Genomic DNA, 23,470 nt, shown 5'->3' with positions numbered 1-23,470 from the left:
CCGGCGCCGGCCAGCGGCGTCAACACCCATGGAATCGGGGCGAGTTGCGTTGAGCACCACTGTCGTCGGGGGAATCACCGTCGGATACGAGGACCGGGGCTCGGGGGCGCCGCTGGTGCTCGTGCACGGCCATCCGTTCGACCGGACGATGTGGGCGCCGCAGATCGAGACGTTCGGGGCGGCGGGCGCGCAGGAGGACGGCCCGGGGTGGCGGGTGATCGCTCCGGACCTGCGCGGTTACGGCGCGTCGACGGTCGTCCCGGGCGTCACCCCGCTGGAGACCTTCGCCCGCGATATCGCCGCCCTCCTGGACTCGCTGGGCCTGGCGGAGCAGCGGATCGTGCTCGGCGGCCTGTCGATGGGCGGCCAGATCGCCCTGGAGTTCGCCCGGCTCTTCCCCGGGCGGCTGCGCGGGCTGCTGCTCGCCGACACCTTCGCGCAGGGCGAGACCGCCGAGGGCAAGGCCGCCCGCAACGCCACCGCCGACCGGCTGCTGCGCGAGGGCATGGCCGGCTACGCGGACGAGGTGCTGGACAAGATGGTCGCGCCCGCCAACCTCGTCCGGACCCCGGAGACCGCCGCGCACGTCCTGAGGATGATGCGCGGCACACCGCCCGAGGGTGCGGCGGCGGCCCTCCGCGGCCGCGCCGAACGCCCCGACTACACCGGCCTGTTGGGCCGGATCGCGGTCCCCACGCTGGTGGTGGTCGGGCGGGACGACACCTACACGCCGGTGTCCGACGCGGAATTCCTGCACCGGCGGATCCCGCATTCCGCGCTCGCGGTCATCGAGGGCGCCGCCCACCTGCCGAATCTGGAGCGGCCCGGCGCCTTCGACACGGCGCTGGCGGACTTCCTGGCCGCGCTGCCCCCGGCGGCTCCCGCCGAGCGGGTCGGGTAGGGTGCCCAGCATGTACGCGCAACCGGCCATGAACATGAACTGGTGGTGGACCGCTCTTTCGGCGGCCCACTGATTCGCGCGCACACCACACACTCCGCGAAGGCCGCCCGAGGGGCGGCCTTCGGCGTTTCCGGCGGCTCCCCTCCCCAGGCCCATCCCGGCCCCACTGGAGGGAACCGTCATGCACCGCGAGCCACCCGCCCGCACCGACGCCGCCGCACTCGTGACGCGGCTGCTCGACCCTGCCTGCCCGCCGTTCGCGCTGCTGCGCCGCCGCTCCCCGGGCGCGGACCCCGCCACCGTCGAGGTGCTGATCGGCGAGGTGACGGAGGTCGAGCGGCTGGCCGACATCCCGCTCGGCGAGGGCGCACAGGACGCTCCGGTGACCGACGCGCTCGCGCTGGTCCCCTTCCGGCAGATCCGCGAGCGCGGCTTCCGGGCCCACGACGACGGCACCCCGCTCGCCGTGCTGCGCCCCGAGGAGACCCTCGAACTGCCCCTGGACGCCCTGCTGGCGGCCCTTCCCCCGCATGACGTGCAGGTGAGGGACGGGGCGTTCGACGTGGACGACGAGGCGTACGCGGAGATCGTCGGGCGGGTGGTGCGGGACGAGATCGGCAGCGGCGAGGGCGCGAACTTCGTCATCCGCAGGACCTTCGAGGGCGCGATCGCGGACTTCTCGGCGGCCGACGCGCTGGCACTGTTCCGCCGGCTGCTGGACGGGGAGCGGGGCGCGTACTGGACGTACGTCGTCCACCGGCCCGGGGTGCGCACCCTGGTCGGCGCCAGCCCCGAGGTGCATGTGCGGATGACCGGCGGGACCGTCGTGATGAATCCGATCAGCGGCACCTACCGCTACCCGGCCGAAGGCCCCACCCCCGAGAGCCTGCTGGCGTTCCTCGGCGACCGCAAGGAGGTCGAGGAACTGTCGATGGTGGTGGACGAGGAACTGAAGATGATGTGCACCGTCGGCGACAGGGGCGGGGTGGTGATCGGGCCCCGGCTCAAGGAGATGGCGCATCTCGCGCACACCGAGTACGAGCTGCGCGGGCGGTCCACCCTCGATGTGCGGGAGGTGCTCAAGGAGACGATGTTCGCGGCGACGGTCACCGGATCGCCGGTGCAGAACGCCTGCCGGGTCATCGAGCGGCACGAGCCGGCCGGCCGCGACGGGCGGGGCCGCGGCTACTACGCGGGGGCGCTCGCGCTGATCGGCAGGGACGCCGGCGGCGCGCAGACCCTGGACTCCCCCATCCTGATCCGTACCGCCGACATCGGCGCGGACGGCGCGCTGCGCGTCCCGGTCGGCGCCACGCTCGTGCGCGCCTCCGACCCGCACAGCGAGGTCGCCGAGACGCATGCGAAGGCGGCCGGGGTGCTGACCGCGCTGGGCGTACGGTCCGCTCCGGTGCGCCCGGCGGCGGCCGGGGAGACGCCCCGGCTGGCCGACGATCCCCGGGTACGGGCCGCGCTGGACGCCCGCCGCGCCGACCTCGCGCCCTTCTGGCTGCGGATGCAGACCACCGAGCCGACGGCCGCGCTGCACGGCCACGCCCTGGTCGTGGACGCCGAGGACACCTTCACCGCGATGCTGGCGCATCTGCTGCGCACCTCGGGGCTGACCGTCACCGTCCGCCGCTACGACGAGCCGGGGCTGCGCGAGGCCGCCGTCGCCCACCGGGGCCCGGTCGTTCTGGGCCCGGGGCCCGGCGACCCGTCCGACGCCGCCGACCCCAAGATGCGCCTGCTGCGCTCGCTGACCGCCGAGCTGGTCGCCCACCACCGGCACGGTCTGCTCGGCGTCTGCCTGGGCCATGAGCTGATCGCCGCCGAGCTGGGGCTGGAGATCGTGCGCAAGGACGTACCGTTCCAGGGCGCGCAGGAACGGATCGACTTCTTCGGCCGGGCGGAGACCGTCGGCTTCTACAACACCTTCACGGCCCGCTGCGACGACACCACCGTAACCGAACTGGCCATGCACCGGGTGGAGTTGAGCCGGGACGCGGACACCGGAGAGGTGCACGCCCTGCGCGGTCCGGGCTTCGCCGGGGTGCAGTTCCACCCGGAGTCGGTGCTGACTCTGGACGGCGCCTCGGTCACCGCGCAGCTGCTGGCAGCTGTCCTCGTGTGACCAGCATGTTCGCGTTGGTGCGGCCGGCCAGGTAGTCCTGGACATTGCTGACGGTGGCCTCGATGATCTGGCCGACCGCGTCCTTCGTGAAGTACGCCTGGTGCGAGGTGACCAGGACGTTCCCGAACGTCATCAGCCGGGCGAGGGTGTCGTCGTCGATGACGTCCAGGGACCTGTCGGGGAAGAACAGCCCGGCCTCCTCCTCGTAGACGTCCAGACCGACGCCGGTGAGCCGGCCGGCCTTGAGGGTCTCGACCAGGGCCGCGGTGTCGACGAGCCCGCCGCGGCTGGAATTGACCAGGATCGCGTCGTCCTTCATCGCGGCGAGCGCGGCGGCGCCGACGAGATGCCGGGTGTCCTCCAGCAGCGGGACGTGCAGCGAGATCAGGTCCGCCTCGGCGAACAGCTGCTGACGGCTGACGTACGTCATGCCGAGCGCGGCGCAGGCGGGGTTCTCGGTGACGTCCCAGCCGAGCAGGTTCATGCCGAAGCCATGGGCGATCCGGGTGAACGCCTCGCCGATCCTGCCGGTGCCGAGCACACCCGCCGTACGGCCGTGCAGATCGCGGCCCAGGAGGCCGTCCAGCCGGAAGTCGAAGTTGCGGGTGCGGTTGGCGGCCCGGAGGATCCGCCGGTCCACCGCCAGCGCGAGCGCCCAGGCGAACTCCGCGACCGCGTGCGGCGAATAGGAGGAGACCCGGCCGATGGACATACCGAGGTCGGCCGCGGCCTCCAGGTCGATGGTGTGGAAGCCCGTGGAGCGCTGGGCGATCATCTTCGTGCCGCCGGCCGCGAGGGTCTGCAGCACCTCGGCGCTCAGATCGGCGTTGACGCCGGCGGAAACGATTTCGTAGCCGTGCGCGATGGGAGCGGTGTCGCGGTTGAGGAAGACCTCCAGGCTGCGGACCTGGTGGTGGCCCTCGAAGGCCCGCTCCAGCAACGGCCGCTCGTCCGCCTGCACCCCGAAAGCGACGATCTCCACGATTTCTCCCGGCTGGTCCCGATCCCCCCGGAAAGTGAGCGATAGGCCGAATATACGGCCCATCGCTCGGCGGTGCCCCGCGGCCGGGGCGGGCGACCGGGCCGGCAGCCGGGCGGCCGGCCCCGGCCCCGGCCTCAGCCGAAGAAGACGCCGACCTCGGAGTAGAGCGCGGGGTCGACGGTCTTCAGCTTCGCGGTCGCCTCGGCGATCGGCACCCGGACGATGTCCGTGCCGCGCAGCGCGACCATCGTGCCGAAGTCGCCGTCGCGTACCGCGTCGATGGCGTGCAGCCCGAAGCGGGTGGCCAGCCAGCGGTCGAAGGCACTGGGGGTGCCGCCGCGCTGGGTGTGCCCGAGAACGGTCGTCCGGGCCTCCTTGCCGGTACGCGCCTCGATCTCCTTGGCCAGCCACTCCCCCACGCCCGACAGCCGGACATGCCCGAAGGAGTCGGTGGTCCCGTCCTTGAGCACCATCTGGCCGTCCTTGGGCATCGCGCCCTCGGCGACGACCACGATGGGGGCGTAGCGGACCTTGAAGCGGGACTCGATCCAGCCGCAGACCTGGTCGATGTCGAAGCGCTGCTCGGGGATGAGGATGACGTTCGCGCCACCGGCCAGGCCGGAGTGCAGCGCGATCCAGCCGGCGTGCCGGCCCATCACCTCGACGACCAGGACCCGCATATGGGATTCGGCGGTGGTGTGCAGCCGGTCGATGGCCTCGGTGGCGACGCCGACGGCGGTGTCGAAGCCGAAGGTGTAGTCGGTGGCCGAGAGGTCGTTGTCGATGGTCTTGGGGACCCCGACGCAGGGCACCCCGAATTCGCCGGAGAGCCGGGCGGCCACGCCCAGCGTGTCCTCGCCGCCGATCGTGATCAGCGCCTCGACCTCCTGCTTGGCGAGCGTCTCCTTGATCCTGCGGACACCGTCCTCCTCCTTGAGGGGATTGGTCCGCGACGAGCCGAGGATCGTGCCGCCACGGGGCAGGATGCCGCGCACCGCCTGGATGTCCAGCGGCACCGTGTCGCCCTCCAGGGGGCCGCGCCAGCCGTCCCGGAAACCGACGAAGTCGTATCCGTACTCCTGGGTGCCCTTGCGGACGACGCCCCGGATCACCGCGTTGAGACCGGGGCAGTCGCCACCGCCGGTCAGTACTCCGACCCGCATCGCTGCTTCACCTACATCCCGTCAGGGCCGCGCATACGGCCGTGAATGAGCCGACCCCGGTCACGCTAATGGTGATCTGGGTCACTTCGGGATGGGGCGTTCGGCGATTTCGGGTGATATGCCGGGGAGTTGGCGCGAAGCGTTCACCCGTACGAGCGGACCGGGACACGTCGGGGCGCACGCAGACGCCCGCCTCGGGCTCCCGTGCGGATCAGGCCGGGGCCGGTCCGGCCTGATCCACACGACAGGTCCTAGGCGTCGTCGAGCCCGCGCTCTATCGCGTACCGCACCAGCTCCACGCGGTTGTGCAACTGCAGCTTGCCGAGGGTGTTCTGGACGTGGTTCTGCACCGTGCGGTGCGAGATGACCAGCCGCTCGGCGATCTGCTTGTACGAGAGGCCCTTGGCGACCAGCCGCAGCACCTCGGTCTCCCGGTCCGTCAGCTGCGGCGCACCCGGCGTGTCCGCCGTCGCCGGGGCGGGCTCCGTCGCCAGCCGGCGGTATTCGCCGAGCACCAGGCCGGCCAGGCCGGGGGTGAACACCGGGTCGCCGACGGCGGTGCGCCGCACCGCGTCCAGCAGCTCCTCGGTGCTCGCCGACTTCAACAGATAGCCGGTCGCACCGGACTTGACCGCCTCCAGCACATCGGCGTGCTCGCCGCTCGCGGAGAGCACCAGCACCCGCAGCGACGGATCGGCGCCCACCAGCTCCTTGCACACCTGCACACCGGGCAGCTCCGGCAGATTGAGATCCAGCACCAGCACATCGGGCGCCACGGCCTGCGCCCGGCGCACCGCCTGGAGGCCGTCCCCGGCCGTCGCCACCACGTCGAGACCGGCCTCGGCCAGGTCCCGCGCGACCGCATCCCGCCACATCGGGTGGTCGTCGACCACCATCACCCGCAGCGTCTCCTGCTCACCCACGCTCGCTCACCTTCCCCCGTCCGGCACCCTTCGGCACGGCGCCCTTGGGTACCTTCAACTCCACTTCGGTGCCCTGGCCGGGGACCGAGACCCACGCGGCGCTGCCGCCCAGATCCCGCAGCCGGCCGCGGATCGATTGGGCCACGCCGAGGCGGCCCTCGCGCTCGGCGTCGGCGAGCCGGCCCTCGGGGATGCCGGGGCCGTCGTCGCGCACCGTCACGATCACCGCGTCCGGTTCGTCCTCCACCAGGATCCACGCATGGGCGTCGGCCCCCACGTGCACCCGGACATTGTCCAACGCGGCACTGACAGCCGCGGTCAGCTCCGCCGCCACGCCGTCCGGCAGCTCGACCGGGGCGCCCGGTTCGGAGAAGGTGACGCCGGCTCCCGCGTACGACGCGAGCAGCACCCGGACGTCGCACGGATCGCCGGCCTCCTCCGGGAGCACTCCGGCCCCGGACGGCGCGGGCGCAGCGCCGGTGGCCGGGCCCTGCTCCGTGGCCCGGCGCGGCGGCACCAGCCCGCTGGAGACCAACGTGCGCAGCGCCACCTCCTGTTCGCCCGCCATCCGGCCGAGTTCGGCGGCCTCGCCGCCGATCGCGGCGCCGCGGCGCTGCACCATCGCCAGCACCTGGAGCACGCTGTCGTGGATGTCGCGGGCCAGCCGCTCCCGCTCCCGGGTGGCGGCCTCGATCTGCAGCGCGCGGGCGAGGGTGCGCTCACTGGCGCGGGCCACCTCGACGACGTAGCCGATCGCGACACTGGCCACCCACACCAGAACGACGTTGTGGACGGTGTCGCGGGCGAGCTCCTGGCGTTCCACGAGATTGGCGACGGCGACGGCGCTGGAGGCCACCGCGGCCCAGCGCCAGCCGCCCTTGATCGCGAAGCCCAGGACGGCACCCGCCGTCCAGATGGACGGCAGAGTGGGCCCGCCGTCCATGATGCGGGCCTGGGTGTCCACGAGCCGGGTGATGAGGATGCCGCCGACGGCGAAGGCGAGGTCGGCGACCAGGAACCGCCGGGTGCACCGCTCGGCGGATGTCGTGTTCCGCCAGGTCAGCAGCATCCAGACGGTGAGCACACCCATGTAGGCGGCGGCGCCCAGGGGGTGGGCATAGCGCTGATAGGACATCCCGACCAGGACGAGGACGTAGCCGAGGGTGAGGATGCGGTAGCCGGTGAGCGCCCGCCACAGCGGGAGCTCGACGGACATCCGCAGCTCTTTCGGGGGCTTGCCGCCGCCCCTGGCGGTCGTGCCGCCGCCCGCCGTCCGTATCTCCGCGTCCGTCATGCCGGCCCCCACCCCTCGCCGGGCGCGCCTACGCCCCGGTCTCGGCCCTGCCCGTCGTGTCGGCGGCGGCCCCGGCCTTTCCGGCCGTCCCCGCCTCGGCCTTCTTCTTCGCTTCCGCCGCCTTGGCCTGATCGGCGATCTGCCGCTTCGCCGCCGTCGCGTAGATGTCGACGTACTCCTGGCCGGACAGCTTCATGATTTCGTACATGACCTCGTCGGTGACCGACCGCAGGATGAAGCGGTCGCCCTCCATGCCCTGATAGCGGGCGAAGTCCAGCGGCTTGCCGATGCGGATGCCCGGCCGGATCATCTTCGGCACGACCTTGCCCGGAGGCTGCACCTTCTCGGTGTCGATCATCGCGACGGGGATGACCGGCGCTCCGGTGGCCAGCGCCACCCGGGCGAGCCCGCCGGGCTTGCCGCGGTAGAGCCGGCCGTCCGGGGAACGGGTGCCCTCCGGGTAGATACCGAACAGCTCACCGCGCTCCAGCACCTCGATACCGCTCTTGATCGCCGCCTCGCCCGCGCCGCGGCCGCCGGAGCGGTCCACCGGGAGCTGGCCGACGCCCTTGAAGAACGCGGCCGTCAGCTTCCCCTTCACGCCCGGGGAGGTGAAGTACTCGGCCTTCGCGATGAAGGTGACCTTGCGGTCGAGCACCGCCGGCAGGAAAAACGAGTCCGAGAAGGACAGGTGGTTGCTCGCGAGGATCGCCGGACCCTCGGCGGGGATGTTCTCGATGCCTTCCACCCAGGGCCTGAAGGCAAGCTTCAGCGACCCGCCGATGGAAAACTTCATTGCGCCGTAGATCAACCGACTGCCTCCTGTGTGTGACGCAAAGACCTTAACCTGCCCTGACCTCCCGCTCGCCGCGACGGGGCGGCAACGGGCACCGGGCGGCCCCCGGCAGCCCCGTGACCGGCCCTGCGGCCGTCTTCGCACCTACCCCGGCGCCGCCGCTCCGCGTACGCTGGGGTAACTCGCCAGCCCCCCTCATCGATCGGAGTCCCCCGGTGCCGCTCCTTCCCGGAGCCGAGCCGTTCCGCCGTGACGGCGGAGAGGTCGGCGTCCTTGTCTGCCACGGCTTCACCGGCTCCCCCCAGTCCGTACGCCCCTGGGCCGAATATCTGGCCGACCGCGGGCTGAGCGTCTCCCTGCCGCTGCTGCCCGGCCACGGCACCCGTTGGCAGGACATGCAGGTCACCACCTGGCAGGACTGGTACGCCGAGGTGGACCGCGAACTGCGGGCGCTGGCCGGGCGCTGCTCGAAGGTGTTCGTCTGCGGCCTGTCGATGGGCGGCGCGCTGGCGCTGCGGCTGGCCGCCAAACACGGCGACACGATCAGCGGGGTGGCCGTGGTCAACCCGGGCAACAAGGTCCATGACGCGGCGGCGCCGCTGCTGCCGGTGCTGCGGCATGTCGTGCGGACGACCAAGGGGCTGGCGAGCGATATCGCCAAGCCCGGTTCGCAGGAGGTCGGTTACGACCGGGTGCCACTGCACGCCGCGCATTCGGTGCGCCGCTTCTTCCAGCAGGTCGACTCCGAACTCCCCGCCGTCACCCAGCCGTTGCTGGTGATGACCAGCCCCCAGGACCATGTCGTGCCGCCCGTCGACTCCGAGCGGATCCTCGCCCGGGTGTCGTCCACGGACGTGCGGCAGACGCTGCTGGAGCGCAGCTACCACGTCGCGACGCTCGACCACGACGCCGAGCGGATCTTCCAGGACACCTTCGCCTTCATCACCCGGCTCGCGCCGGAGGCAGGGGCGGACGCGGCCTTGGAGGGGACGGCGGCCAGTGGCGGAGCGTAACCCCCGCGACCCCCGGGACCCGCTGGACGAGGAGGCCGCCTGGGCCGAGATCGTGGCGGGCTACGGCGAGCAGCCGCAGTTCCCGGCCCTGGACGACGAGACGGACGCGACAAGCGGGACGGGCGGCACCGGCGACGGGCTGCGGCCCGCGACCGCCGCTGCCGCGGCGGCGAAGGAGTCCGGCGCGGAGACGGAGAAGGCCCCCGAGCCGGGCGCCGAGGCCGGCCCCGCGGGGGACGACGACACTGCGGCGAACGACACCGGGGCGGCCGGCCCCGCCGGTCCCGCGAAGCCCGGCGGCTTCGTCGTCTACGCACCCGGGGTCGGGCCGCGCAGCTGGACCCCCTCCGAGCCGTCCGACGACGACTTCGACGAGAGCGACGAGGGCCACTTCACGCCGCCCGAACCGCCTCCGCTGCCGCGCCCCGACGTCACCACGAAATTCGCCTGGCTCGCGGTCCTCGGCGGCCCGCTGCTGCTGATGGTGCTGGTGCTGTTCCAGCAGCCGGTGACGTGGTGGAGCACCCTGCTGGGCATCGGCGGCTTCCTCGGCGGCTTCGCGACCCTGGTCGGCCGGATGAAGCGGGACGACGAGGACGACGACATGCCGGGCGGCGGCGCGGTGGTGTGAGCTGCCCGGTGGTACCCGGCAGCGCCGGGCTCAGGCCCCTCGCGCCGGGATCCGCAGCGCCGCCAGCACCGGCAGATGGTCCGTCGCGGCCCGCAGATCCGCCTCCCGTACGCCCGGCAGGCCGTGCGGGACACCGCAGCCCAGCACCTCGACGCCGTCGGTGGTGAACACCGCGTCGATGCGCTGATGCGGTTGCCGGGGCGTGGAGGTGTATTCGCCGCCCCACGGCTGTGCCGCCCAGGCGTCCGTGAGCGTGCCGGTCAGCCGCTGGTAACTGCGGCCGTCCGGCCGCTCGTTGAGGTCGCCGCCGGCGACCGCGCAGGGCACGTCCAGCCCTTCCAGCGCCTCCAGCAGCAGCCCGGCCTGGCTGGGGCGCTCCTCGTCCGACAGGCTGAGGTGGCAGCTGAGCACCCCGAGCCGGGCCGCCCCGAAGCGGACGACCGCGGTCGCGAATCCCCGCTGGTGCAGCCCGGGGGTGCGCGGGAGCAGGATGTCCTGGGTGCGCTCCACATGGGCGCGCAGCGAGGAAAGGATCATCGGGCCCGCGGCGGTGGCGCCGCCGGTGACGTACACCAGGCCGGATGCGCGGGCCAGCCGTTCGGCGGCCTTGCGCCAGCGGAAGAACCGCGGCGCCTCCTGGATCAGCACGAGATCGGGGGCGCAGGCCCGGATGACCCGGGCCAGCGCCTCCTGATCGTCGCGCAGGGAGCGGATGTTGTAGCTGAGCACCCGGACGACCGCGGAGCCGTCCGCTTCCGTGCCGGACGCGGTCAGGGCCCGGTGCTCAGCCAGCATCGCGGTCAGCCCTGGCGTGCCAGGTCGGCGGCGCCGACGAGACCGGCCTTGCCGCCGAGTTGGGCGGCGAGCACCTGGGCGTGCGGACGCCACTGATTGCCGACCAGCCAGCGGCGGAAGGACTTGCGGATCGGGTCGAGGACCAGCTCGCCCTCGTCCGAGACGCCGCCGCCGACGATGAAGGCGGACGGGTCGAAGAGCGAGGCGAGGTCGGCCAGGCCCGCGCCGGCCCAGCGGGCGAGCTCGCGGAAGGAGTCGATGGCGACCGGGTCGCCCTGGCGGGCGGCCTCGGAGATGTGCTTGCCCTGGATGCCTTCGGAGGTGCCGTCGCCCAGTCCGAGCAGGACCGCGGCGTTCTCGGGGGTGGCGAAGGCGCGCTGGCGGGCGTAGCGCAGCAGGGCGCGCCCGGAGGCGTACTGCTCCCAGCAGCCCTGGCTGCCGCAGCCGCAGAGCAGGCCGTCCGGGACGACCCGGATGTGGCCGAACTCGGCCGCGACGCCGAAGCGTCCGCGGCGGAGCTTGTTGCCGATGATGATGCCGCCGCCCAGGCCCGTGCCGAGCGTGATGCAGATGACGTCGCTGTGGCCCTGGCCCGCGCCGAACTTGTACTCGCCCCAGGCCGCGGCGTTGGCGTCGTTCTCGACGACGACGGGGAGGCCTACGCGCTGTTCGACCTTGTCCTTGAGCGGTTCGTGGCGCCAGTCGATGTTGGGCGCGAAGAGGACCGTGGCCCGCTTCTCGTCGACGTAGCCGGCGGCGCCGATGCCGACGGCCTCGATCTGGTGGTCGGCCCCGACCGTGCGGACCGCGTCGGCGATGGCCTCCGTCAGCGCGTCGGTGGCCTGCGGAGTCGGTACCTGGCACGTCTCAAGGATCGAGCCCTCTTCGTCGACCACGCCGGCCGCGATCTTCGTGCCGCCGATGTCGACGCCGATGGTGAGTCCCATGTGTCCCTCAGTTATTCGCTCGAACCCCGCCGGGGACAACCGTACCGGAGGCGGCGGCCGCTCCCCGGCCGTTGCGGCGACGGGGGATCAGTCGAGATCGATGCGCTCGGTGCCGGTGGGGCCGTCGTCGTCGCGCGGGTCGTCGCCGCGGGAGGTGCCGTCGGAGCCGCCGGGGCGGTCGGCGGCGTCCTCGCGGGTCCAGCGGCGCTCGCTGCCCTCGACGGCCGAGCGGTAGGCGGCGAGGAGTTCGGTGCCGGCCGCCGCGAGGTGGTCGAAGATGTCCGGGTTGCGCTCGATGACCGGCTCGACGGCGGCCTTGGCCTGCCGGAACAGCTGGTTGACGGCGCCCTGTGCGGCGATCCCGCCGAGCGCACCGGGCAGCTGGATGCCGCTGAGCTTGTCGGTCACGGCGTCGGCGAGCTTGCGCAGCTCCTCGGCGGCGGTGCCGGGCTGCGGGCCGAATTCGGTACGGCGGCGCGCCTTCTCGGCCGCGAGATCCTCGGCGCACGCCGTTTCCCAGGCGTCGGCGTCGTGTGCGGCCGTGCTGTCGGCGGGACGCTCGGTGGCATCACTCATGTGGGACTCCGTGGGCTGCGACGAGGCGCGGGTTCGGCGAAGCGGTCGTGCGGATCGCTCCGGAAAAGGGACTCACCCCCGACGTTACCCGAACGGTGGTATGGCGTTCAGGGACTCTTGGGCCACAGTCCGGGGTCGGGGGTGAACCGGATGTCCAGTACGCCGTCCCGCAGCCCGGCGCCGGAGACGGTGCAGCGGCGCAGCGCGGAGGGGAGCGTACGGATCCGGCGGTGGCGGCCGACGGAGACGACGATCTCGTCGCCGCGGCGCACCAGCGCGAGGCCCTCGCGCGTGGCTCCGGGCAGCGGCACCCGCCACAGCAGGATGCCATCGGTGGCGAGCCGGTCCTCGACGGTCCAGGGATCGCGGCCGGCGGATTCCGCCGTCCCGCCCGGCCCGGCCGTCTCCGGCGTCCCGTCGAGCAGTGCGGCGAGGTCGTCGACGCCCTGCGGGTCGCGGCCCAGGTGCGGCACCTCGTGGACGGGGACATCGGCCGATTCCTCGCGCAGGGCCTTCAGCGCCGTCTGCTGGCTGCCGGAGAGCGCGGCGAGGAACGGGTCGGCGGAGCCGGTCGGCAGCAGGCGGTTGACGAGGACGGAGTCGGTGCGGCGGCCGTGCAGGGCGAGGCCGGCGCGGATGGTGCGCAGGTTCGCTGCGGCGACCGGACCGGCTTCGGTGACCAGGCGTACGGAGGTGTCCGGGGCGTCGATCACCCGCTGGACGGCGGCGAGTTCGTCCTCCCAGCGCTCGGCGGCCTCGTACAGCTTCTGGGCGGGCATCGGGACGCCGGCGAGCTGGGCGAGGACGGGGCGCAGCGCGCGGGCGGCCTGGCGTTCGGCCGGCAGCAGGCGGCGCAGGTAGCGGCGTACCTGGGCGGGCAGGGCGAGGAGCCGGATCGTTTCCTCGGCCGGTGGCATGTCGACGACGACGGTGTCCCAGTCGTCCGAGGCGTGCTCGGTGCGCAGGGCGTGCAGCAGCGCGAAGGCCTCGGAGCCGGGGATCTCGGTGAGTTCGTCCTCGTCGAGAGGGGCCGCGCCGAGCAGGTCGAGGGCGGTTCCGGCGCGCTCCTGGAAGGCGAGGAACTCCTGGCGGAACCGGTCGCCGGGGTCGACCCGGCGGGCGTGCAGGCCGGGGGCCACCGGGGTGGCCGAGGCGGCTTCGGGGCGTGCGCCCAGCACCACTTCCGGAGCGCTGCTCTCGGTCGTGAGCAGCAGTACGCGCTCCCCCCGCCGGGCGCCGGCCAGGGCGGTCGCGGCGGCGAGCGTGGTGCGGCCCGCACCTCCGGGACCCGTGACGAGGAGGATGCGCACGCTCAGAGCTTCTTGGCCTCGTCGGCGGGCCGGGTCGCCTCGGCGGGGTCCGCCGGGGACGCCTCGCCGGACGGCTCCTGGGGGCCGCTCTCCACCCGCTTCTTCAGCCCGGCCAGCGCACGGTCGATGATGACCTTCTCGGCCTTGCGCTTGATCATCCCGAGCATCGGGATCTTGACGTCGACGGTGAGCTGGTACGTCACCTCGGTGCTCGCGCCGCCGCCGCGCGGGGCGAGGCGGTAGGAACCGTCAAGGACGCGCAGCATCTGCGACTTGACGAGCGACCAGCTGACCTCGTTCTCCCCGGTCCAGGTGTACGCGAGGGTGTGGTCGTCCTTGATCGCGCCGGCGTCCAGCACCAAGCGCACCTGCTCGGCGCGCCCCTGGTCGTCCTTGCCGAGCACCTCGGCCTCCTTGACCTCTCCGGTCCACTCCGGATAGCGGTCGAAGTCGGCGATCACTCCCATCACCTCGGCGGGTGCCGCCTCGATCGTGATGCTCGAGCTGGTGTGTTCGGCCATCGCCGTGACTCCTCCATGCCGATTCATGCCGGTCCGCCGACTCGCGTCAAGCTCGGTGTCTGTGCTGGTGTCTCTGCTGCTGAAGGCTACCGCGCGGCGGACGGCGGGCGGACACCAGCAGGCCCGCCGCGACGGGGCCGGGGCCGCGGCCGGCGGCCTCACCACTCCAGGGCGTACGGCGTCCCGGTCGCGTTGAAGTGCCCGACATTGACGCATTCCGTGCGGCCGATCCGGACCCGCCTGGCGAGCGGTTGGTGGACGTGGCCGAACAGGGCGTAGCGGGGCCGGGTGGCGCGGATGGCGTCCAGCAGCGCCCCGCTGCCGCGTTCGAAGCGCCGGGCGACGGTGTCGTAGCAGAGCTCGGGGACGTCCGGCGGAATGTGGGTGCAGAGCACGTCCACCTCGCCGACGGCCTTGATCTTGGCGGCGAACTCCTCGTCGCTGATCTCGTAGGGGGTGCGCATCGGGGTCGTCAGGCCGCCGCCGACGAAGCCGAAGACGCGGCCGCCGATCTCCACCCGCTGTCCGTCAAGGACCGTGGTGCCCGGCCCGGCGTATTCCGGCCACAGGCGGGGAATGTCGACATTGCCGTAGGTGGCGTACGTGGGCGTCGGGAAGGCGGCGAACAATTCGGCGTACTGCTTGCGGACGGCGCCCTCGATGACCGACTCCCGGCCCGGTCCGTTGCGGTCCAGCTCGCCCCACAGGTCGCGGCCCAGCTCCCGGGCCTCCTCGAAGCGGCGGGCGGTGCGCAGCTCGACCAGCCGGTCGGCGTTCCGGACGCCGAACAGGTCGGGGAAGATGCCGCGCGAATGGTCGGCGTAATCGAGGAAGAGCACCAGGTCACCGAGGCAGACCAGGGCATCGGCGCCGACTCCGGCGCTCGCCAGGTCCCGGCTGTTGCCATGGACGTCACTGACCACATGCACACGCATGGCGTCACCCTAGATCCCCCGGGCCGCCACCGGGAGGGCGCCCCGGACCAGCGGTTACTTTCGGGTCACCAAAGGGCTGGTCTAGTCTGCGCGAAGCATCCCCACGGCGTGTCGCCCAGCGTGTGACGCATCAAACATCTGGCCGCGACCCCCTATCCCTATAGCAATACCGATGGGTAACGTCCGGGCAGTCCAATCCCCCCTGTGCATGATCATGGACCGCCGCCGGTGTACACACAGCGTCGTGGCGCCGGCGCCAATGAGGAGCAGCAGTCTTGCGCGAGTTCAGCCTTCCGGCCCTGTACGAGGTCCCCGCGGACGGCAACCTGACGGATCTGATCCGCCGAAATGCCGCGCAGCACCCTGATGTTGCGGTCCTGGGACGCAAGGTGAACGGTCAGTGGCAGGACGTCACCGCCACCACCTTCCTCGCCGAGGTCCGCGCCGCGGCCAAGGGCCTGATGGCCTCCGGCATCCAGCCCGGCGACAGAGTTGGCCTGATGTCGCGCACCCGCTACGAGTGGACGCTGCTGGACTTCGCCATCTGGAGCGCCGGCGCGATCACCGTCCCGGTGTACGAGACGAGTTCCGCCGAGCAGATCCAGTGGATCCTCGGCGACTCGGGCGCGGTCGCCTGCCTGGTGGAGAGCCCCACCCACGAGGCCACCGTCGAGTCGGTCCGCGACCGGCTGCCCGGCCTGGAGAACATCTGGCAGATAGAGCGGGACGCCATCTCCCGGCTGCGCGCCGCGGGCGACGGCATCACCGACGAGGAGGTGGACGCGCGCAGCGCCCTCGCCGACGCGGACTCCCCCGCCACGATCGTCTACACCTCGGGCACCACCGGCCGCCCCAAGGGCTGTGTGCTCAGCCACCGCAGCTTCTTCGCCGAGTGCGGCAACATCGTCGAACGCCTGCGGCCGCTGTTCCGCACCGGCGACTCCTCGGTGCTGCTCTTCCTCCCCATCGCGCATGTCTTCGGACGGCTGGTGCAGGTCGCCTCGGTGATGGCCCCCATCAAGCTGGGCCACGCCCCGGACATCAAGCACCTCACCGACGAACTCGCCTCCTTCCGGCCGACGATGATCCTCGGCGTGCCCCGGGTCTTCGAGAAGGTCTACAACTCGGCGCGCGCCAAGGCGCAGGCCGACGGCAAGGGCAAGGTCTTCGACAAGGCGGCGGACACCGCGATCGCCTACAGCCGCGCGCTGGACAGCCCCGAAGGCCCGTCGCTCGGCCTGAAGTTCAAGTACAAGGTCTTCGACCGGCTGGTCTACGGCAAGCTGCGCGCCGTCCTCGGCGGCCGCGCCACGCACGCCATCTCCGGCGGCGCCCCGCTCGGCGAGCGGCTGGGCCACTTCTACCGCGGTATCGGCTTCACCGCCCTGGAGGGCTACGGCCTGTCGGAGTCCTGTGCGGCCACCGCGTTCAACCCGTGGGACCGCCAGAAGATCGGCACCGTCGGCCAGCCGCTGCCCGGCTCGGTGGTGCGGATCGCCGACGACGGCGAGGTGCTGCTGCACGGCGAGCACCTGTTCACCGAGTACTGGAACAACGAGGCGGCGACCAAGGAAGCGCTCTCCGACGGCTGGTTCCACACCGGTGACATCGGCACCCTCGACGAGGACGGCTACCTCGCCATCACCGGGCGCAAGAAGGAAATTCTGGTCACCGCGGGCGGCAAGAACGTCGCGCCGGCCGTGATCGAGGACCGCATCCGGTCGCACGCCCTGATCGCCGAGTGCATGGTCGTCGGCGACGCCCGGCCGTTCATCGGCGCGCTGATCACCCTCGACGAGGAGTTCCTGCCGCGCTGGGCCGAGGAGCACGGCCATCCGGTCGGCATCAGCCCGGCCGAGATCGCCGACGATCCGGAGCTGCTGGCCGCCGTGCAGCGGGCGATCGACGACGGCAACGCGGCGGTCTCCAAGGCCGAGTCGGTGCGCAAGTTCCGTATCCTGCCGACCCAGTTCACCGAGGAGTCCGGCCACGTCACGCCGTCGCTGAAGCTCAAGCGCAATGTCGTGGCGAAGGACTTCGCCGAGGACATCGAGGCCATCTACCGCGGCTAGCCGAGCGGTCGGCCGACGAAGGCCGGGTGCGATACGAGCGGGGTACGGCCGTCGGGCCGTACCCCGCTCGCGTCGTGGAGCAGCGCTCTCGCCGGCGCCCTACAGCAGTTCCCGCAGCCGTTCGGCCAGCAGGTCCCAGCGCCACTTCTCCTCGACCCAGGCCCGTCCGCGCTCGCCCATCGAGCGGCGCAGCGCCGGGTCCTTGAGCAGCGTGACGATCCGCTCGGCGGCGGCGGACGGGGAGCCGCCGGGGACCACCCAGCCGGTCTCGCCGTCCAGCACCGCGTCCGGCGCACCGCCCGAATCGCCCGCCACGACCGGCAGTCCGGTCGCGGACGCCTCCAGGTAGACGATGCCGAGACCCTCGACGTCGAGGCCGCCGCGGCGGGTGCGGCACGGCATCGCGAAGACGTCCCCGGCGCCGTAGTGGGCGGGCAGTTCCTCCCAGGGGACGGCGCCGGTGAAGCGGACCGCGTCGCCGACGCCCTTCTCCAGGGCCAGCGCGTGCAGCTCCTTCTCGTACGGGCCGCCGCCGACGACCAGCAGCACCGCGTCGGGCACCGCGGCCACGATGGCGGGCATCGCCTCGATCAGGGTGTCCTGGCCCTTGCGCGGCACCAGCCGCGAGACACACACCACCACCGGCCGGTCCGCGAGCCCGAGCCGGGCGCGTACGGCGGCGCCGCCCGAACCGGGGTGGAAGGTCTTCTCGTCGACGCCGGGCGGGAGTTGGGTCATCCGCGCGGCGGCCTCGGGGGTGAGCGCCGCGGCGATCCGCGAGCGGGTGTACTCGCCGAGGTAGGTGAGGGTGTCGGTGCCCTCGCCGATCCGGCGCAGCAGCTGCCGGGCGGCGGGCAGCTGCGCCCACCCCGCCTCGTGCCCGTGGGTGGTCGCCACGATGCGGCGGGCGCCCGCCGAGCGCAGCGCGGGCGCCATCAGGCCGAGCGGCGCCGCGGCACCGAACCACACCGACGCGCAGCCGTGCTCGCGCAGCAGCCCGGCCGCCCGCCGGGTCACCCGGGGCGTGGGCAGCAGCATCGTCGTACGGTCGCGGATCACCGGGAACGGCTGCTCGGCGTCGAAAGCCGCGGTGGCCTCGGCGCCTTCCTTGCCGCGCTTCCAGGTCGAGGCGTAGACGACGACCTGGGAGGGGTCCAGGCGCAGCGCCATGCTGTGCAGGAAGGCCTGGATGCCGCCGGGCCGGGGCGGGAAGTCGTTCGTGACGATCAGGGTCTTGTGCACGATGGTCTCTCGGCGGTCGGGGCGGCGGGCGGTCCGCGCCGGTGATCGCTGCCGACCGGAAGACCGCGGACACGCCCGGGGCGGTTCGGCCCGACAGTACCGGGTCACCGGTCTGCCGCGGGGGCGGCGGCCGCACCCGGCCCCGGTCTCCTCTACGGTCGTGACCAGCCGCCACCGGCATCGGACAGCCGGACACGACCAGCGATCGGACAGTGATGGAGCACACCGCCGGCCACGCCGGTGACCGGGAACGTACGACCGGCACAGCGCCGCCGCCGACGCGCGGCGGCCCCGCCCGCGCGCGGGTGTGGCCGGCGGTCGCGGTCTGGGCGGCGACGCGCGCGGTGATCCTGCTGTGCGTGACGAGGGTGCTGGTGCTGCCGGGGCCGGACGTCGCCGGCGATGTCTCGGCGATCTACCAGGGCTGGTCCGAGGTCCTGAAGACCGGCACCTTCCCCCTGGACGACGTCACGTGGCAGTACCCGCCGGCCGCCGCGCTGGCCATCCTCTCCCCCGGGCTGCTGCCCTTCCTCGACTACACGGCGGGCTTCTTCGCGGTGGTCCTGGTCGTGGACGCCGCGGCGCTGGTGCTGTTCCTGCGCGCGGGCCGCCGCCCCGGCGGCCGGCCGGCCGGTGTGTGGGCGTGGATCGCGGGGGTCGCGCTGCTCGGCCCGACCGCGTACGCCCGCTACGACCTGATGGTCGCCGCGGTCGCCGCCGCCGCGCTGCTGGCCGCCGCCCGCCGGCCCCGGGTGGCGGGCGCCCTGGTCGCGTTCGGGGCGCTGCTGAAGGTGTGGCCGGCGCTCGTGCTGTGCGGGGCGGCGGTACGCGGCCGGCGGGCGCGGGCGCTGTGGCTAAGCGCGGCGGGCACCGCGGTGGCCCTGACCCTGGGGTTCATGGCTGCCGCGCCGGGCGCGACGGCTTTCCTGGCCTTCCAGCGCGACCGGGGTACGGAGGTCGAATCGCTGGGCGCGATGGTCTTCCATGTGGCCCGGCACTTCGGCTGGTCCGGTCAGGTGCTGCTCAACTACGGCTCGGTGGAGTTCCTGGGCCCGATGGTCCCGCTCGTCTCCATGATCGCGCTCGCGGGGACCTCCGCCGCCGTGGGCTGGCTGCTGCTGTGGCGGCTGCGGGCCAGGGAGCTGACCGCCGCCACGCTCTGCGACGCCGCGTTCACCGCGACCCTGCTGTTCACCACCACCAGCCGGGTGATCAGCCCGCAGTACATGCTCTGGCTGGTGGGTCTGGCCGCGGTCTGCCTGAGCGCGCGGGCGAGCCGGCAGGCGCTGCCCGCCGTCCTGGTACTCCTCGCGACCGGGGTCACGCTGCTGGAGTTCCCCGTCTGGTTCGCGCACGTCGTGGCGAGCGACGGGCAGGGCATCGCCGTACTGGCGCTGCGCAACGGCCTGCTGGTCGCCGCCTCACTGCTCGCCTGCCGCCGGCTGTGGGTGTCCACCGGCGCGGGCCGCCGGCCGGGGCGCGAGCCCTCGCTCAGCGCAGCTGACCCTTCACGTACGCCCGCCACTGCCGGGTGAACTCCGCGAGACCGACGCCCAGTTGGGTCCGCATCGCGCGGTCCATCCGGTCCGCGCGGGCCGGTTGCCCCTTGCCGTTGGCCGCCGCCGGCCCGCCCGTGGCGGGTGCACCGGTCGCCGCCGCCCGCTGCGCCTCCATCGGTGCGCCCGCGCTCCCGGCGGGCGCACCGGTCCGCCCCACTTCCCGGTAGAAGGCGATCAGCTTGGCCTCGCCCCACTTGTCGGCGATCATCCGGCAGGCCAGCCAGCCGCCTTCGTACGCCTTCGCCAGCCGGTCCGCGCCGGAGGTGAAGCCGAAGTCCTCGTCGGTGGGCAGCCGGGCCGGCGGCGCGCCGGTCGCGACGGCCCGGGAGAGTTCCGGGGCGGCGACGGCGGCCTTGCGCTTGGTGCCGCGGTAGGCGACCCAGTCGGCGAGCCCCTCGGACAGCCACAGCGGGGTGGCGGCCGTGGTGACCGTGCGGGTGGCGACATGCGTGGTCTCGTGGGTGAGCACGACCTTGCGGCCCATGTCGTTGAGTTCCTCGTACGCGTCCGGATTGACGATCACGCGGTCGGCCGGGGCCTTCGCCGAGGCTCCCGCCTCGCCGGTGGTGACGGCCGCGATCCCGGCGTAGCCGGACGGCTCACCGCTGCCCAGCAGCTGCGCCATCCGCCCCACGGTGTCCGGCGCCTCCACGATGACCTTGCGCGACCACGGCCCCTTCCAGGCGGCGGAGACGGCGGGCACCGCCGCGTCGACCCGGTCGGCCAGGTCGTGCAGCCGGGCCGCCTCGCCGGCACCGCCGAGCACCAGGCTGTGCCGGCCGCGTACCAGCCGGACCGGGCCCTGGTCCCACAGCTGCCGGGTGCCGGTCTTCCCGGCCGCCTCACCGTCGGTGTCGGAAGAGATCCGCCAGCGCCCGTCGCGCTCCTTGAGGGTCAGGTACTGGACGGCGCTGACCGGCGCGGTGTCGTAGCCCTCAAGGCGGTAGCTGAGCCGGACCTTGGCGGCCAGCCGCTCTCCGGTGCCGCCGTCCGGGAGCGGGAAGGCGCCGGTCGACAGGAGGTCGTAGTGCCAGTCCGCGAGCGGCACCGCGGCGAGGTTGCCGAGCACCTTTTTCTGCTGGTCGCGGTAGCCGGTGGCCTGCGGGTCGACGGAGGCGAGGAAGCCCGCGGCGTCCCGCTTCCGGACCGCCTGGGCCCGTTGGTCCAGCATCTCCTGGACGTCGGGGAAGCCGGTGTCCGACGGCGCCGCCGGCGTGCAGCCGGCGAGCAGCGCGAGGGCCAGGACGGCGCCGCCCGCCACCCCGGCTCCCGACGGCGGCCGCCGCGCCGCGCGTTGATCCGACATGCGGCCGATCGTATGTGCGGCCCGCGCGGGGCAAAAATGCTGGGCGGCGTCTCAGGGCCGGGTGATGGACGAGATCGGCATCATGCCGACGGGGTCGTAGCGCACCCGCGCGCCGGGATAGGGGGCGTGCACGACCTGGCCGTTGCCGACGTACATGCCGACGTGGCTGGCGTCCGAACGGTAGATGACCAGGTCACCGGGTTGCGCCTGGCCGAGCGAGACCTGCCGGCCGGAGCCGCGCTGGGCCTGGGACGTCCGCGGGATGGAGACGCCGGCCCGGCCGTAGGCCCATTGGGTGAGACCTGAGCAGTCGAAGGACGAGGGGCCGGTGCTTCCCCAGGCGTACGGGGAGCCGACCGCGGCGCGGGCCGCGGCGACGGCCGCTGCGGCCCGCCCTGAGGCCGCCACACCGCCGAGGAGGTCCGGGAGGCCCCCGTCGCGCCCGCCGCCCCTGGAGGCCCGGTCAAAGGCCGCCCTGGCGTCCGCCGGGAGCGCGTGCAGCATCCGGCGCGCGGTGGCGAGCTTGCGCTGGACGTCCTTCTTGTGGCGCGCGACGTCCCTGCGGCCCGCCTCCAGGGAGGCCAGCCGCGCCGCGGTCTCCCGGCGCCGCTGGTCCAGCACCCGCCCGGCCGCGCGCAGTTCGCGCAGTTCACCGGCCTGGGTGGAGCCGATCCGGTTCAGCGCGGCGGCCTTCTCCAGGTAGCTGTCCGGCTGTTCGGACAGCAGGAGCTTGACGGTGGGGTCGATCCCGCCGCCCCGGTACTGGGCCGCGGCCAGCGCGCCGATCCTGCCGCGCAGCCGGTTGACCCGTTCCTGGGCGCGTGCGGTGCTGTCCTGCAGGTACGCCACCTGCTCGCGCAGTTCCCCGGCCCGCTCGTGGGCGCCGTTGTACTTCTCGGTGGCCCGCTCGGCCTGCTCGTAGAGCGCGTCGACGCGGGAGGCCGTGGTGTCCCCGCCGGTGGGGTCGGCGGCGGCCGGTGGAGCGGACAGCGTGGCGGCCGCTGTCGCCAGGGCGGCCGACAGGACGGTGACACCGGTGAGGGTGACGGGGCCGGGCTGCGAGGTACGGCGATGGGAGACCACGAGAGCCGCACTCCTTCCGTGTGCAGCCCCTGCCGCCCGGGAGGGCGTCGGTGACCGGCAGCTGCGAGGGCAGACAGTAACCGTGGCGGGACGCACCGGCCAAAGACCTCCGGCCGTACGCAAAAAGCCGCCCCGCCGGTGACTGTGCAGGTCACCGGCGGGGCGGTAAGTCAGCGGCGCGGGCCGCAATTCGCCCGTTCGGGCGGCAGATCCGGCGCATCCGGACGTCCGGAAGCGCCGGGGCGGTCGGTCAGACCCGCACGCCGTACATGAACGGCATGTTGCCGATCGACTCGTAGCGCACCGCGGCACCGGGCTTGGGCGCGTGCAGCACCTGGCCGTTGCCCGCGTAGAGGCCGATGTGGTGCAGGTCGCTGTAGAAGAGCACCAGGTCGCCCGGCTTGAGCGCGCTCTGCGAGCTGATCTGGGTGCCGGCGCTGGCCTGTGCCTGCGAGGTGCGCGGCAGCGACTGGCCGGCCTGCTGGTAGGCCCACGAGGTCAGACCCGAGCAGTCGAACGAGGAGGGGCCGGTCGCGCCCCAGACGTACGGGGACCCTATCTTCGACTGGGCGGCGGCCAGGGCGGCCGCCCCGCGCTGCGAAGCCGGCACGTCGTCACCGAGGTTGACCCGGTCGTTGCTGCGGTTGGCGCGGTCCTCCTTGGCCTGCAGCGCGGCGCGCTCCTTGGCCGTGAGGGTGTTGAGCAGCTCCTGCGCCTTGCCGAGCTTGTCCTTGATGTCGTCTTTCTTGTCACCGAGCGCCTTGCGGGTCTCGGTGAGGTCCTTGATCTTGCTCGCGGCCTCCGCACGCTCCTGGGCGAGCCGGCGCTGCTTGTCCGCGATGGTCTTCAGCTGCTCGGCCTGCTTGCCGCTCAACTGGTCGATCGTGGCGGCCTTCTCCAGGTACGTGTCCGGGTCGCCGGAGAGGAAGAGCTGGACGGACGGGTCGATGCTGCCGCTGCGGTACTGGCCGGAGGCGACGGCGCCGAGACCCTTGCGCAGCTGGTTCAGCTCCCCCTGGCCGCGGGCGACCTTGTCCTGGAGGCCCTCGACCTCCTTCTGGAGCTTCTCCTGGTCTTCCTTGACGCCGTTGTACTTCTCGGTCGCCTGCTCGGCCTGCTCGTAGAGCTTGTCGACCTCGGACTTGACGTCCTTCTTCGACTGCTGCGGGTCGGCCTGCGCGGCCTGGGACGAGAGGGCGACCGCCGCGGCGGCGGTCGCGGTGAGCACGGTGACGCGAGTACGGCTCGGCTGCTTGGGTCGACGGTGGGACGCCACGAAGGCGAGCTCCT

General features: G+C 73.0%; 21 protein-coding genes. 6 read left to right on the top strand and 15 right to left on the bottom strand.

What is annotated here, in order from left to right:
- Positions 1–49 precede the first annotated feature (49 nt).
- Together ACIRQ7_RS15690 and ACIRQ7_RS15685 are read left to right on the top strand one after the other, a co-directional pair.
- Positions 50–901: an alpha/beta fold hydrolase gene (locus ACIRQ7_RS15690; RefSeq protein ID WP_404262831.1), complete on the top strand. Its 852-nt coding sequence runs from the start codon at positions 50–52 to the stop codon at positions 899–901.
- Positions 902–1,082: 181 nt separating this feature from the next.
- Entirely contained in the window at positions 1,083–3,032 is a 1,950-nt protein-coding gene (locus ACIRQ7_RS15685; RefSeq protein ID WP_404262830.1) for an anthranilate synthase family protein, read from the top strand.
- Here ACIRQ7_RS15685 and ACIRQ7_RS15680 read toward each other — a convergent pair.
- The 5 genes from ACIRQ7_RS15680 to ACIRQ7_RS15660 form a co-directional block, all read right to left on the bottom strand.
- On the bottom strand, positions 2,998–4,014 hold the full coding sequence (locus ACIRQ7_RS15680; protein WP_404262829.1) for a 2-hydroxyacid dehydrogenase: 1,017 nt from the start codon (positions 4,012–4,014) through the stop codon (positions 2,998–3,000). The two genes, ACIRQ7_RS15685 and ACIRQ7_RS15680, sit on opposite strands and share 35 nt — an antisense overlap.
- Positions 4,015–4,148: 134 nt before the next feature.
- A complete protein-coding gene (locus tag ACIRQ7_RS15675) occupies positions 4,149–5,177 on the bottom strand; it encodes a 6-phosphofructokinase (RefSeq protein WP_401475991.1) in 1,029 nt (342 codons plus the stop codon).
- A gap of 251 nt (positions 5,178–5,428) precedes the next feature.
- Positions 5,429–6,073, bottom strand: a complete 645-nt coding sequence (locus tag ACIRQ7_RS15670) for a response regulator (RefSeq protein ID WP_403671077.1) — start codon at positions 6,071–6,073, stop codon at positions 5,429–5,431.
- Positions 6,074–6,092: 19 nt separating this feature from the next.
- Complete coding sequence (gene macS, locus ACIRQ7_RS15665; protein ID WP_404262828.1) at positions 6,093–7,394, bottom strand: MacS family sensor histidine kinase; 1,302 nt, start codon at positions 7,392–7,394, stop codon at positions 6,093–6,095.
- 28 nt (positions 7,395–7,422) lie between these two features.
- Positions 7,423–8,190, bottom strand: a complete 768-nt coding sequence (locus ACIRQ7_RS15660) for a lysophospholipid acyltransferase family protein (protein ID WP_404262826.1) — start codon at positions 8,188–8,190, stop codon at positions 7,423–7,425.
- Between the two features lie 215 nt (positions 8,191–8,405).
- On the opposite strand from ACIRQ7_RS15660, the gene ACIRQ7_RS15655 reads away from it, so the two are divergent.
- Together ACIRQ7_RS15655 and ACIRQ7_RS15650 are read left to right on the top strand one after the other, a co-directional pair.
- Positions 8,406–9,203, top strand: a complete 798-nt coding sequence (locus tag ACIRQ7_RS15655; RefSeq protein ID WP_401476000.1) for an alpha/beta hydrolase — start codon at positions 8,406–8,408, stop codon at positions 9,201–9,203.
- On the top strand, positions 9,190–9,834 hold the full coding sequence (locus tag ACIRQ7_RS15650; protein WP_404262824.1) for a hypothetical protein: 645 nt from the start codon (positions 9,190–9,192) through the stop codon (positions 9,832–9,834). The genes ACIRQ7_RS15655 and ACIRQ7_RS15650 overlap by 14 nt, the downstream gene beginning before the upstream one ends.
- A 30-nt stretch (positions 9,835–9,864) precedes the next feature.
- Here ACIRQ7_RS15650 and ACIRQ7_RS15645 read toward each other — a convergent pair whose 3' ends face one another.
- From ACIRQ7_RS15645 to ACIRQ7_RS15620, 6 genes are all read right to left on the bottom strand, one after another.
- Positions 9,865–10,629, bottom strand: coding sequence for an endonuclease/exonuclease/phosphatase family protein (locus ACIRQ7_RS15645; protein WP_404262823.1), 765 nt, complete (start codon positions 10,627–10,629; stop codon positions 9,865–9,867).
- 5 nt (positions 10,630–10,634) lie between these two features.
- On the bottom strand, positions 10,635–11,576 hold the full coding sequence (locus ACIRQ7_RS15640; RefSeq protein WP_401476009.1) for an ROK family glucokinase: 942 nt from the start codon (positions 11,574–11,576) through the stop codon (positions 10,635–10,637).
- Positions 11,577–11,663: 87 nt separating this feature from the next.
- A complete protein-coding gene (locus tag ACIRQ7_RS15635) occupies positions 11,664–12,152 on the bottom strand; it encodes a DUF5304 domain-containing protein (protein WP_404262821.1) in 489 nt (162 codons plus the stop codon).
- Between the two features lie 107 nt (positions 12,153–12,259).
- Positions 12,260–13,462: an ArsA family ATPase gene (locus ACIRQ7_RS15630; RefSeq protein WP_404262820.1), complete on the bottom strand. Its 1,203-nt coding sequence runs from the start codon at positions 13,460–13,462 to the stop codon at positions 12,260–12,262.
- A gap of 2 nt (positions 13,463–13,464) precedes the next feature.
- Positions 13,465–13,983 carry an SRPBCC family protein gene (locus ACIRQ7_RS15625; RefSeq protein ID WP_401476018.1) on the bottom strand — a complete coding sequence of 173 codons (519 nt, stop codon included), beginning with the start codon at positions 13,981–13,983 and terminating at the stop codon, positions 13,465–13,467.
- Between the two features lie 158 nt (positions 13,984–14,141).
- Positions 14,142–14,918, bottom strand: coding sequence for a metallophosphoesterase (locus ACIRQ7_RS15620; RefSeq protein ID WP_404262818.1), 777 nt, complete (start codon positions 14,916–14,918; stop codon positions 14,142–14,144).
- Positions 14,919–15,193: 275 nt separating this feature from the next.
- On the opposite strand from ACIRQ7_RS15620, the gene ACIRQ7_RS15615 reads away from it, so the two are divergent.
- The gene (locus tag ACIRQ7_RS15615; protein ID WP_401476024.1) at positions 15,194–16,990 is read left to right on the top strand and encodes an AMP-dependent synthetase/ligase; all 1,797 of its coding nucleotides are present in this window, start codon (positions 15,194–15,196) and stop codon (positions 16,988–16,990) included.
- A 99-nt stretch (positions 16,991–17,089) separates the two neighbouring features.
- Here ACIRQ7_RS15615 and ACIRQ7_RS15610 read toward each other — a convergent pair whose 3' ends face one another.
- Positions 17,090–18,232 (bottom strand): glycosyltransferase family 4 protein, encoded by a 1,143-nt coding sequence (locus tag ACIRQ7_RS15610; protein WP_401476027.1) that lies wholly within the window; start codon positions 18,230–18,232, stop codon positions 17,090–17,092.
- Positions 18,233–18,447: 215 nt separating this feature from the next.
- Here ACIRQ7_RS15610 and ACIRQ7_RS15605 point away from each other — a divergent pair, with 215 nt between their 5' ends.
- The gene (locus tag ACIRQ7_RS15605; RefSeq protein ID WP_404262816.1) at positions 18,448–19,767 is read left to right on the top strand and encodes a glycosyltransferase 87 family protein; all 1,320 of its coding nucleotides are present in this window, start codon (positions 18,448–18,450) and stop codon (positions 19,765–19,767) included.
- On the opposite strand, the gene ACIRQ7_RS15600 is transcribed toward ACIRQ7_RS15605, so the two are convergent.
- The 3 genes from ACIRQ7_RS15600 to ACIRQ7_RS15590 all read right to left on the bottom strand — a co-directional run bounded on the left by ACIRQ7_RS15600 (position 19,724) and on the right by ACIRQ7_RS15590 (position 23,456).
- Entirely contained in the window at positions 19,724–21,097 is a 1,374-nt protein-coding gene (locus tag ACIRQ7_RS15600; RefSeq protein ID WP_404262814.1) for a hypothetical protein, read from the bottom strand. The genes ACIRQ7_RS15605 and ACIRQ7_RS15600 overlap by 44 nt on opposite strands.
- 51 nt (positions 21,098–21,148) lie before the next feature.
- A complete protein-coding gene (locus tag ACIRQ7_RS15595) occupies positions 21,149–22,180 on the bottom strand; it encodes an NlpC/P60 family protein (protein ID WP_404262812.1) in 1,032 nt (343 codons plus the stop codon).
- A gap of 250 nt (positions 22,181–22,430) precedes the next feature.
- Positions 22,431–23,456 (bottom strand): NlpC/P60 family protein, encoded by a 1,026-nt coding sequence (locus ACIRQ7_RS15590; protein ID WP_401476039.1) that lies wholly within the window; start codon positions 23,454–23,456, stop codon positions 22,431–22,433.
- Between the last annotated feature and the right edge of the window lie 14 nt (positions 23,457–23,470).

Source organism: Streptomyces sp. NPDC101393 (assembly GCF_044767385.1).
GTDB lineage: Bacteria > Actinomycetota > Actinomycetes > Streptomycetales > Streptomycetaceae > Streptomyces.
Note: the sequence above shows the minus strand (reverse complement) of the source record. Positions and strands in the feature narration are given on the sequence as shown.